This window comes from Gemmatimonadaceae bacterium (genome assembly GCA_040882285.1).
In the GTDB taxonomy this organism is placed as follows: domain Bacteria; phylum Gemmatimonadota; class Gemmatimonadetes; order Gemmatimonadales; family Gemmatimonadaceae; genus JACDCY01.
Genome location: JBBEBQ010000001.1, coordinates 1 through 9,247 on the forward strand (window position 1 = coordinate 1; position 9,247 = coordinate 9,247).

10 protein-coding genes are annotated in these 9,247 nt (G+C 65.1%); all 10 read left to right on the forward strand.

Features of this window, described 5'->3' with window-relative positions:
* Positions 1-148 precede the first annotated feature (148 nt).
* Entirely contained in the window at positions 149-301 is a 153-nt protein-coding gene (gene rpmG / locus WEA80_00005) for a 50S ribosomal protein L33 (GenBank protein ID MEX1184954.1), read from the forward strand.
* 3 nt (positions 302-304) lie between these two features.
* Positions 305-517 carry a preprotein translocase subunit SecE gene (gene secE / locus WEA80_00010; GenBank protein ID MEX1184955.1) on the forward strand — a complete coding sequence of 71 codons (213 nt, stop codon included), beginning with the start codon at positions 305-307 and terminating at the stop codon, positions 515-517.
* Positions 514-1,074 carry a transcription termination/antitermination protein NusG gene (nusG, locus tag WEA80_00015; GenBank protein ID MEX1184956.1) on the forward strand — a complete coding sequence of 187 codons (561 nt, stop codon included), beginning with the start codon at positions 514-516 and terminating at the stop codon, positions 1,072-1,074. Before secE ends, nusG begins: the two co-directional genes overlap by 4 nt.
* A gap of 151 nt (positions 1,075-1,225) precedes the next feature.
* A complete protein-coding gene (gene rplK / locus WEA80_00020) occupies positions 1,226-1,648 on the forward strand; it encodes a 50S ribosomal protein L11 (protein MEX1184957.1) in 423 nt (140 codons plus the stop codon).
* Positions 1,648-2,337 (forward strand): 50S ribosomal protein L1, encoded by a 690-nt coding sequence (gene rplA, locus WEA80_00025; GenBank protein ID MEX1184958.1) that lies wholly within the window; start codon positions 1,648-1,650, stop codon positions 2,335-2,337. Before rplK ends, rplA begins: the two co-directional genes overlap by 1 nt.
* Positions 2,338-2,343: 6 nt before the next feature.
* Positions 2,344-2,859, forward strand: a complete 516-nt coding sequence (gene rplJ, locus WEA80_00030; GenBank protein ID MEX1184959.1) for a 50S ribosomal protein L10 — start codon at positions 2,344-2,346, stop codon at positions 2,857-2,859.
* A 100-nt stretch (positions 2,860-2,959) separates the two neighbouring features.
* A complete protein-coding gene (gene rplL / locus WEA80_00035) occupies positions 2,960-3,343 on the forward strand; it encodes a 50S ribosomal protein L7/L12 (protein ID MEX1184960.1) in 384 nt (127 codons plus the stop codon).
* Between the two features lie 71 nt (positions 3,344-3,414).
* Positions 3,415-3,546, forward strand: coding sequence for a hypothetical protein (locus WEA80_00040; protein MEX1184961.1), 132 nt, complete (start codon positions 3,415-3,417; stop codon positions 3,544-3,546).
* Positions 3,539-8,143, forward strand: coding sequence for a DNA-directed RNA polymerase subunit beta (rpoB, locus tag WEA80_00045; GenBank protein MEX1184962.1), 4,605 nt, complete (start codon positions 3,539-3,541; stop codon positions 8,141-8,143). The genes WEA80_00040 and rpoB overlap by 8 nt, the downstream gene beginning before the upstream one ends.
* 125 nt (positions 8,144-8,268) lie before the next feature.
* A partial coding sequence (locus WEA80_00050) for a DNA-directed RNA polymerase subunit beta' (protein MEX1184963.1) occupies positions 8,269-9,247 on the forward strand: 979 nt, incomplete at its 3' end.

The window sequence follows — 9,247 nt, forward strand, 5'->3', positions numbered from 1 at the left end:
CGCGAGGGCGGCCGCACGGTAGGCGCGGGCGTCGTAACGAAGATCATCAAGTAGCAGCTGTTAGCTCTTGGCTGTTAGCTGTTGGTAACTGCATTCCCGCAGTTCCGCAGCAAGCCAAAAGCCAATAGCCAATAGCCAATAGCTTTTTATGCCACGAGACAAAATCATTTTAGCCTGTAGCGATTGTAAGAGCCGCAACTACTTCACCTCGAAGAACAAGCGCCTGCACCCCGAGCGCGTCGAGTGGAAGAAGTATTGCCCGCGCTGCAACTCGCACAAGCTGCACAAGGAAACGAAGTAACCGATGGCAGTCGCGATCATCCAGCGCACGTCGACCTTGTATCAGGAAGTCGTCGCCGAGATGCGCAAGGTCACCTGGCCCGACCAGGCGCAGCTCAAGGACACCACGATCAAGATCCTGATCTTCGTGCTGTTCGTCGCGGCGGTGATCGGACTGCTGGACGTGGTTCTACAGGGAGTTCTGGTTCGCGGGATTCCTTCCCTGTTCGCGAGGTGACGGTGTCGCTGGAGCAGACGCACAGGTGGTACGCGATCCAGACGACGTCTGGTCACGAGAACAAGGTGAAGTCGCTCGTCGAGCGGAAGATCCAGGCGGATCCGCGCCCGGTCGAGGAGCGGTCGATCCGCCAGGCGCTCGTACCGACGCAGGAAGCGGTCGAGATCAAGAACGGCAAGAAGGTCAACGTCGAACGGAAGATTTATCCCGGCTACGTGCTCGTGGAGATGGTGATGGATCAGGAGACGCTCCACACCATCAACGGGATTCAGGGAGTGATCAAGTTCGTCGGACAGGACAGGGCGCCGCAGCCGCTGCGCCCGGACGAAGTGAACCGCCTGCTCGGCCTGGGCGTGGAAGAGGAGAAGCACGAAGAGCGTGACGAGATCCCGTTCATGGTCGGCCAGGCGGTGGCGATCACGGAGGGCCCCTTCACGGACTTCAATGGAACGGTGGAAGAAGTGATGCCGGACAAGGGCAAGGTGAGGGTGAGCGTGTCACTCTTTGGGCGCCCTACGTCCGTCGAGTTGGACTATCTGCAACTGAAGGCTTACTAGTCACTGCTGTTGTTCGTGGCCCTTGCGCGGGGCGGCCGGTAACGGCGAGGAGCGCACGGTCGGATACCACTACGACCTTTAAATACACCGTGGGAGTTCGGAACCGCGGCGCTGCACGGGGCACGCCGCGGAATAGACGCTAAGGAGTTTTATGGCTAAAAAGATCACTGGCTTCGTCAAGCTGCAGATCCCTGCGGGCAAGGCGAACCCGGCTCCTCCGGTCGGCACGGCGCTCGGCCCGCAGGGGATCAACATCATGTCGTTCTGCAAGGAGTTCAACGCTCGGACGCAGGGACAGGATTCGATTCTTCCGGTCGAAGTCACCATCTACTCCGACAAGTCCTTCTCCTTCATCCTCAAGACGCCCCCGACGGCGTTCCTGCTGAAGAAGGAAGCGGGGATCGAGAAAGGCTCGGGCCAGCCCAACAAGGACAAGGTCGGCTCCGTCACCCAGGCGCAGGTGCGCAAGATCGCCGAGATGAAGATGCCCGATCTCAACTGCGAGTCGGTCGAGGCCGCGATGAAGATGGTCGCCGGCGCGGCGCGCTCGATGGGCCTCGAGGTACGCGGCTGATGCGCGCTCACGGCAAGAAGTACAACGAAGCGGCCAAGGGCCGCGACATCGCGCTGCAGTACGAGCCGAAGAAGGCGATCGAGCTCGTGAAGCAGGCGTCGTACGCCAAGTTCGACGAGACGGTGGATGTCGCCGTCCGGCTCGGCGTCGATCCGCGGCACGCCGACCAGGTAGTGCGCGGCACGGTCGTGCTCCCCGCGGGCACGGGCAAGACCGTGCGCGTGCTCGTCATCGCCGCCGGCGAGAAGGCGCGCGAGGCCGAGGGAGCCGGCGCGGATTACGTCGGAACCGAGTACGTCCAGAAGATCAAGGACGGCTGGCTCGACTTCGACGTGCTCGTCGCCACGCCCGACCAGATGGGCCAGCTCGGCCAGCTCGGCCGCGTGCTCGGACCGCGCGGTCTCATGCCGAACCCGAAAGCGGGAACGGTGACGTTCGACATCGCGCGCGCGGTGCGCGAGGTGAAGGCCGGCAAGATCGAGTTCCGCGTGGACAAGGGCGGCAACGTGCACGCCGCCATCGGCAAGGTGTCGTTCCCGGCGGAAGCGCTGGAGACGAACTTCACCGCGTTCATGGATCAGATCGTCCGCTCCAAGCCGTCCGCGGCAAAGGGCGTGTATGTCCGCAACGTCGCGATCTCGAGCACGATGGGCCCGGGCGTCGCGATCGACACCACCCCTTACCGGTAACCGGCGATGAAGAGAAACGAGAAGGAACGCCTCGTCGCCGAGCTGAAGGACAAGCTCGAGGGCGCGACCGCGCTCTATTACACGGACTTCACGGGTCTCAACGTGAAGAAGATGACGGACCTGCGCCGGCGCTTCAGCAAGGCGGGCGTCGAGTACGTCGTCATCAAGAACACCCTCGCGCTGCGGGCGGTGAACGAGAGCGGTCTCACCGGCGAGCGCCTGCGCGGGCCGACGGGGATCGTCGTGGGGAAGGACGCGGTCGCGGCCGCGAAAGTCCTGGCCGATTTCGCCAGGGAGTTCGAGCAGAAGCCCGAGATCAAGGGCGGTATGCTCGACGGCAAGTCGATCGACACCGCGCAGGTCAAGAAGCTGGCGTCGCTGCCGTCACGCGAGCAGATGCTGGCCGAGCTCGGCGCGGGAATGCAGTCGCCGATCGCGTCGCTCATCGGCGCGATGAACGGTTTGATGGGAATGTTTGCGGGAGCGCTCGAAGCGCTCAGAACTCAGCGCGAAGGCGCATAAACAGCAGCTATTGGCTGTTAGCTCTTGGCTCCAAGCCAATAGCCAATAGCCAATAGCCAACAGTTCACCTACAGGGAACAGGACAATGGCTAACGCTACCATGAGCAAGGACGAGATCCTCGACGCGATCGGCAACATGTCGGTATTCGAGCTCGCCGAGCTGGTCGAAGCATTCAAGACGAAGTTCAACGTGACGATCGCCGCGGTTCCGGTCGGTGGCGCGCCCGCCGCGGGTGGCGGTGGCGCAGCGGCCGCTCCGGCCGCCGAAGAGCAGACCGAGTTCACGGTCACGCTCAAGGAAGCCGGCGCCAAGAAGATCCAGGTCATCAAGGTCGTGCGCGAGCTGACCGGCCTGGGCCTCAAGGAAGCCAAGGATCTCGTCGACGGCGCGCCGCAGGCTGTGAAGACCGCCGTGTCGAAGGACGAGGCCGCCACGGTCAAAGCGAAGCTGGAAGAGCAGGGCGCGACGGTAGAGGTCAAGTAATCCTCCGCTCCCGGAGCGGCGCTCAGCCGCTCGGGGCCGGACGGGTCTCTTGAACCTCTAACGACGCGTACATGATCAAGCACTTCGCTCAAAAGCACGACAAAAATCAAGCTGAACGCGCTTTCCCCGTCGCCGCGAAAATCTCGCAGGCGGACGGGGCTGCGGCGCTTTTCGCCTATTGCCGGTTGGTGAACAATGCCTGAACTGTCCAAGCAGATTTCCTTCGCGAAGCTGGAGCAGGGGATGCACATGCCCCATCTCCTCGACATCCAGACCCGGGCGTTCGAGTCGCTCCTGCAGCTCGACGCGGTGTCGCTGGAGCGCGAGGACATCGGCCTCGAGCGGGTCTTCAAGGACCTGTTCCCGATCTCCGACGTCCACGAGAACTTCTCCCTCGAGTTCAAGAGCTACACGCTCGGCGAGCCGAAGTACACGGTCGGCGAGTGCATCGAGCGCGACATGACCTACTCGGCGCCGCTCAAGGCGACGCTCCAGCTGGTCGTGTTCGAGACGACCGAGGCGGGCACCAAGCGCCCCAAGAACATCATCGAGAAGGAGGTCTACCTCGGTGAGCTGCCGCTGCTCACGCCGCTGGGAACCTTCGTCATCAACGGCGCCGAGCGCGTCATCGTCAGCCAGCTGCACCGGTCGCCGGGCGTTGTGTTCGAGGAGTCCACCCACCCGAACGGCCAGCGCCTGATCTCCGCGCGCATCATCCCGTTCCGCGGATCGTGGGTCGAGTTCACCGTGGACATCCACGACGTGATCTACGTCCACATCGACAAGAAGAAGAAGTTCCCGGCCACCGCGCTCCTGCGCGCGTTCGGCTACGGCACCAACTCCGACATCCTGCGCCTGTTCTTCGGCGTGCGCGAGCTCGACCTGTCCAAGAAGCGCGAGTCGCGCGTGGACGTGCGCGAGGTGCTTGGCGCGATCGTCGCCGAGGACATCACGCTTGCCGGCGAGGCCGCGACACCCGATGCGCCCAAGCTCAAGACCAAGAAGGCGCGCGAGGCCAAGGCCCGCGCCGAGGCGGAGCTGCTCGTCAAGGAAGGCGACGAGCTGACGGAGGAGGTGTGGAACCGCCTCATCCGCCTGAACATCAGGAAGATCAAGGTGTTCGCCTCGTACACGATCATCGACCTGCGCGACGAGCAGGACGCGATCGAGCGCGGCGAGCGCCCCGTACGCCGCGACCTCGCGCTCGACGCGGTGGACGCAGCGAGCGGCGAAGTCATCGCCGACGCCGGCACCACGCTCACCGATGCGGCGATCCGCCGCATCCGCAAGGCCGGCATCAACAAGGTGTACGTGTTCGTCGTGTCGGGCCGCGCCGAGTCCACGCTGATCAAGAACACGCTCGCCAAGGATCCGACGCAGCACGAGGAGATGGCGCTGAAGCAGATCTACTCGCTGCTCCGCCCGGGGGACGCTCCCAACAAGGAGACGGCGCGCGACGCGCTCAACCGGCTGTTCTTCTCGCCGAAGCGGTACGACCTCGGCCGCGTCGGCCGGTACAAGATCAATCAGCGGCTCGGCCTCAACCGCCCGGCCAACGAGACGGTGCTGACCAAGGAAGATTTCATCGCGATCCTGCGCTACCTCGTCGAGCTGCATGAGGGCCGCGGGTACGTGGACGACATCGACCACCTCGGCAACCGCCGCATCCGCTCGGTCGGCGAGCTCATCGCCAACCAGTTCTCGGTCGGGCTCTCCCGCATGGCGCGCCTGGTCAAGGAGCGGATGTCCATCAACACGGACCCGGAGAAGATCTCGCTCGACGATCTCGTCAACGCCCGCACCGTCTCGGCGGTCATCCAGGCGTTCTTCGGCTCGTCGCAGCTGTCGCAGTTCATGGACCAGACGAACCCGCTGGCCGAGCTGACGCACAAGCGCCGGCTGTCGGCGCTCGGACCGGGCGGCCTCACGCGCGAGCGCGCCGGCTTCGAGGTGCGCGACGTGCACTACTCGCAGTACGGCCGCATGTGCCCGATCGAGACGCCGGAAGGACCGAACATCGGTCTGATCACGTCGCTCGCGTGCTACGCGCAGGTCAACGACCTCGGCTTTGTCGAGACGCCGTACCGCGTCGTGCGCAACGGCAAGGTCACCAACGACATCCAGTGGCTCGACGCGAACCGTGAAGAGAACGTCACGATCGCGCAGGCCAATGCGCGGCTGAACCCTGACGGAACGTTCGTGGACGAGCTGGTGCTCTGCCGCCAGCGCGGCGACGTGCCGCTCGTGGCGCCGGACCGCATCGATTACATGGACGTGGCGCCGGAGCAGCTCGTCTCCATCGCCGCGGCGCTGATTCCGTTCCTCGAGCACGACGACGCCAACCGCGCGCTGATGGGCTCGAACATGCAGCGGCAGGCGGTCCCGCTGTTGAATCCGCAGACGCCGGTCGTCGGCACGGGGCTGGAGGAGAAGGTCGCGCGCGATTCCGGCGCGATCGTGTTCGCTCGCCGCGCGGGCGTCGTGTCGAGCGTCACCGCCGACGAGATCGTCGTCGACGCGGCGGCCGGCTCCAGCGCTCCCCGCAAGAAGGGTGATGCGCAGCCGCTCGCGCGCCTCACGCAGCACGACCGCTACCGGCTCAAGAAGTACTGGAGAACCAACCAGGACACCGCCATCAACCAGCGGCCGCTCGTGGCCGTGGGTCAGAAGGTCAAGGAAGGCGAAGTGCTGGCCGACGGCGCGGCGACCGAGATGGGTCAGCTCGCGCTGGGCGCGAACGTGACGGTGGCGTTCATGCCGTGGTACGGGCACAACTTCGAGGACGCGATCGTTCTCTCCGAGCGCCTGGTCAAGGAAGACGTGTACTCGTCCATCCACATCCAGGAGCTGGAGCTGCACGTCCGCGACACCAAGCGCGGGCAGGAAGAGATCACGCGCGAGATTCCGAACGTGGCCGAGGAGTCGCTCACGGATCTCGACGACCGCGGCATCGTCCGCATCGGCGCGCACGTCAAGCCGGGCGACATCCTCGTCGGCAAGATCACGCCGAAGGGCGAGACGGAGCTGTCCCCCGAGGAGAAGCTGCTCACGGCCATCTTCGGCGAGAAGGCGAAGGACGTTAAGGACTCGTCGCTCAAGGTCCCGCCGGGAATGGAAGGCGTCGTCATCGACGTCAAGATTTTCTCGCGCATCGAGGACCAGGTGGTCGAGAAGGACCGCGGCGAGCGGATCGGCGAGATCCGCCGGCTCGAGGGCGAGGAGAAGATCCGCGTCAACGACGCGCGCGACGCCGAGCTGGCGGAGCTGCTCGAGGGCCAGACGGTCGTGCTCGCGCTCAAGAGCGGCACGGTGGAGGAAGCGATCCCCGCCGGCACCAAGCTGACCGGAGAGATTCTGCGCGACCTCAAGTTCTCCTCGCTGGACGTGAAGACGTTCCGCGTGCAGGACAAGAGCACGCAGGAGCAGGTACGCCGCATCATCGACCTCGCCAACGACGAAAAGGCGAAGATCGAGGAAAAGGCCGAGGAGCGGATCGACCGCGTGCTGCAGCCGGACGAGCTGCCGCCGGGCGTCATCCAGCTGGTGAAGGTCTATCTGGCGGAGAAGCGCAAGATCTCCGTCGGCGACAAGATGGCCGGCCGCCACGGCAACAAGGGAATCGTGGCGCGCATCGTTCCGGAAGAAGACATGCCGTTCCTTCCGGACGGACGCCCGGTGGACATCGTACTCAATCCGCTCGGCGTGCCGAGCCGGATGAACGTGGGTCAGATCCTGGAGACGCACCTGGGCTGGGCCGCGAAGATTTGCGGCTTCTACGCCAAGACGCCTGTCTTCCAGGGGACCACGGAGCGCGAGATCGGCATACTGCTCAAGCTCGCGGGGGTCACGTGGGCGCGCGACGCGCTGCAGCTCGAGACGCCGGCGCCGGTCGTGACGGACGTGGAGGTCCGCGCGATTCTCGCCGACGTGCGGGTGGACGTGGACGTCGGGCACGGGTCGCGGGCCGGCCTCATGGTCGAGGCCACGCTCAACGACCTGGCCAAGCGCGGCGTCTCCACGACTACGCGCGACGTGTACAAGCGGATCCGCGATTTCCTCGCGGGAGCCGCCCGCGAGCTCGCGGCGCGCGACTTCAACGAGCTGGACAACCAGATCACGTATCACACGGCCGCGGCGGACGACGAGGATCTGTCGGACGCGCTCAAGGGGCAGTTCAAGCCCGCGCTGAAGCATATCGAGAGGGACCGCTCGGTGGACGAGACGGAGCTGCTCGCGCGGCAGGAGCTGCCCGCGCTCGGCGCGATGTTCGGGGCGAAGGGAGACGTGGACGTGAACGCGGCCACGCTCGAGCTGCTGCGGCTGGCCGGCCTCACGCCGGGCGGCAAGGTCTGGCTGCGCGACGGCCGGAGCGGAGAGACGTTCTCCAGCCCCGTCACCGTCGGCGAGATCTACATCCTCAAGCTGTCGCACCTCGTGGACGACAAGATCCACGCGCGCAGCATCGGACCGTACTCGCTCGTCACGCAGCAGCCGCTCGCCGGCAAGGCGCAGTTCGGCGGCCAACGTTTCGGAGAGATGGAGGTGTGGGCGCTCGAGGCGTACGGCGCGGCGCACACGCTGCAGGAGATACTCACGGTCAAGTCGGACGACGTGAACGGGAGAAGCCGCGTGTACGAGGCGATCGTGAAGGGACAGAACCTTCCGGAGCCGGGCACGCCGGAGTCGTTCAACGTGCTCGTGCAGGAGCTGAAGGCGCTGGGAATTCACGTGCGGATGGACACGCACGTGAATAACGGCCGGGGATTCGGGAACGCCTCCGGTAACGGGAGTGAGGGCTAACCATGATTGATTTTCGCAGCTCGCGCGACACGCGCACGGCCGCTTTCGATTTCATCCAGGTTCGGATCGCTTCTCCGGAAGAGATCCGCGGTCCCAAGGATTCCAAGGAGCGCGAGCGGCTGGAGATGGCCGGCCTGCGCACCTGGTGGTCGTGGGGCGAGGTAACCAAGCCGGAGACTATCAACTACCGGTCGTTCAAGCCCGAGAAGGACGGTCTCTTTTGCGAGCGCATCTTCGGCCCGGTGAAGGACTGGGAGTGCCACTGCGGCAAGTACAAGCGCATCCGGTACCGCGGAGTCATCTGCGACCGCTGCGGCGTGGAGGTCACGCTCAGCAAGGTCCGCCGCGAGCGCATGGGCCACATCGAGCTGGCCGTGCCGGTCGCGCACATCTGGTTCTTCAAGACGCTGCCGAGCCCGATGGGCAATCTCGTGGATCTCACTTTGCGGGATCTCGAGAAGGTCATCTACTACTCGAACTACGTCGTCATCGAGCCGGGCGAGCAGGAAGTCCGCCAAGGTGAGCTGCTCGACGAAGATCAGTTCATCACGCTGAAGCAGAAGGCGAAGGAAGACGGCGACACGCAGTTCCTCGCCGACATCGGCGCGCCGGCGGTGCGCGACCTGCTGCGCCGCATCGACGTGGACAAGGTCGCCGTGCAGCTGCGCGCGGCGCTGGTGGACGAGGGCTCGCAGCACCGGAAGAAGCAGCTGCTCAAGCGGCTCAAGATCGTGGAGGCGTTCCGCAACTCCGGCGACGACGGCCCGACGCGCAACAAGGCCGAGTGGATGATCCTGGACGTGGTCCCGGTGATCCCGCCCGATCTGCGTCCGCTCGTGCCGCTCGACGGCGGCCGCTTCGCGACGTCGGATCTCAACGATCTGTACCGCCGCGTCATCAATCGCAACAACCGGCTGCAGAAGCTGATCCTGCACCGCGCGCCGGAAGTCATCCTCCGGAACGAGAAGCGGATGCTGCAGGAGTCGGTGGACGCGCTGTTCGACAACGGCCGCCGCTCGAAGGCGATCCGCGGCCGCGGCAAGCGTCCTCTCAAGTCGCTGTCGGACATGCTCAAGGGCAAGCAGGGCCGGTTCCGTCAGAACC

Coding starts and splice junctions, on each gene's coding strand:
- rpmG (MEX1184954.1), top strand. CDS start 149: ATGCCACGAGACAAAATCATTTTAGCCTGTAGCGATTGTAAGAGCCGC.
- secE (MEX1184955.1), top strand. CDS start 305: ATGGCAGTCGCGATCATCCAGCGCACGTCGACCTTGTATCAGGAAGTC.
- rplK (MEX1184957.1), top strand. CDS start 1,226: ATGGCTAAAAAGATCACTGGCTTCGTCAAGCTGCAGATCCCTGCGGGC.
- rplA (MEX1184958.1), top strand. CDS start 1,648: ATGCGCGCTCACGGCAAGAAGTACAACGAAGCGGCCAAGGGCCGCGAC.
- rplJ (MEX1184959.1), top strand. CDS start 2,344: ATGAAGAGAAACGAGAAGGAACGCCTCGTCGCCGAGCTGAAGGACAAG.
- rplL (MEX1184960.1), top strand. CDS start 2,960: ATGAGCAAGGACGAGATCCTCGACGCGATCGGCAACATGTCGGTATTC.
- WEA80_00040 (MEX1184961.1), top strand. CDS start 3,415: ATGATCAAGCACTTCGCTCAAAAGCACGACAAAAATCAAGCTGAACGC.
- rpoB (MEX1184962.1), top strand. CDS start 3,539: ATGCCTGAACTGTCCAAGCAGATTTCCTTCGCGAAGCTGGAGCAGGGG.